At 72.3% G+C, this 1,554-nt stretch carries 1 protein-coding gene; it reads left to right on the top strand.

All coding sequences use genetic code 11. From position 1 onward, the window contains the following. Positions 1-274 precede the first annotated feature (274 nt). Positions 275-1,554, top strand: a 1,280-nt coding sequence (locus AC27KI_RS24495; protein ID WP_487116357.1) for a YhdP family phospholipid transporter, incomplete at its 3' end; no start/stop codon positions are given.

Genomic DNA, 1,554 nt, shown 5'->3' with positions numbered 1-1,554 from the left:
TGGCGGCCAGCGCCTCGGCCATGGTGGCCCGCGTGGGGGCGCCGGGCGGCAGCACGGCGAACGCGTCGGCATAGCGCCGGTGCAGCCGCTGGTGGAAGCGGGAATGGCTCGCCAGCGGGCCGTCGCCGGCGGCGCTGGGGATCTCTGGAACGTCAGTGCAAGACAGCGGCATAGCAAGGGCCCGGGGCCTGAAAACCGTACATAACGACACCGTTTGATGCTGAACCCGCACAGCGGGCGCGGGTCATAATTCCCTTCGCATCCCAACCCACCAATGATTGAACAGCCACCGAACCCCTCACGCCTGCTCCGATGCCTGGCAGGTCTTGCGCGGTGGTCCCTGGGCCTGCTCATCGCCTTCTGGCTGCTGGTGGCCGCCGCCTGGGGGGTGCTTCACGGCTGGATTGTGCCGCGTATCGGCGACTTCCGTCCGCAGCTGGAAGCCCATGCCACACGGGCGCTGGGGGTACCGGTGCGCATCGGTGCGCTGTCGGCCCGCTCCGAAGGGCTGGTGCCCACCATCGAGCTGAACGACGTCGCCCTGCTGGACCCCCAGGGCCGCGAGGCCCTGAAGCTGCCGCGCGTGGTGGGGTCGCTGTCGCCGCGCTCGGTGCTGCGCATGGGGTTCGAGCAGCTGTACATCGAACGCCCCGAACTCGACGTGCGCCGCATGGCGGACGGCCGCATCTTCATCGCGGGGCTGGCGTTCCGCCAGAGCGCGGGCGGCGACAGCGCCGGGGCCGACTGGCTGTTCTCGCAAAGCGAGGTCGTGCTGCGCGGCGGCACCGTTCGGCTGACCGACGAGCAAAGCCAGGAGCCGCCCCTGGCGCTGGGACAGGTGGACCTGCTGCTGCGCAACCGGGGCTGGCGCCACGGCATGCGGATCGAGGCCACGCCGCCGCCGCAGTGGGGCGACCGGTTCAAGCTCACCGGGCAGTTCCGCCAGCCGTTCCTGACGACGCACGGCGGGTCGTGGCAGCAGTGGACGGGGCAGCTGTTCGCCGATTTCTCGCGCGTGGACGTGTCCCGGCTGCGCCACCATGTCCACATCGACGGCGTGCAGGTGGCCGAGGGCCGCGGCGCGCTGCGCGCGTGGGTCGATTTCCAGCGCGGGCAGTTCGTCGGTGGCACGGCCGACCTCGCCCTGGCCGGGGTGAACGCCCGCCTGGGCGAGGGCCTGGAGCCGCTCGCGCTGCAGTCCGTCGCCGGCCGGGTGGGCGGGCGGCGCCTGTCCGACGGGTTCGAGTTCTCCACCGAGGGCTTGCAGTTCACCACGCAGGACGCATTGCGCTGGCCGGGCGGCAACCTCACGGTGCGGCACACCGGCGTGCAAAGCGGCCGCGAGCAGGGCGAACTGCGCGCCGACCGCCTCGACCTGGCCGCGCTGGCGCAGATCGCCAGTCGGCTGCCGCTGGATGCCGCCGTGCATTCCGCCCTGGCCGACTACACGCCGCGCGGGCTGGTGGAGGAGGTCAAGGCCACCTGGCGCCGGCCCCCTGCAGCAGCTGCAGCAATACCAGGCGCGCGGCAAGGTGACCGGGCTGGCGGTGGCCG

The organism is Acidovorax sp. KPB24-03 (assembly GCF_057546605.1).
Note: the sequence above shows the minus strand (reverse complement) of the source record. Positions and strands in the feature narration are given on the sequence as shown.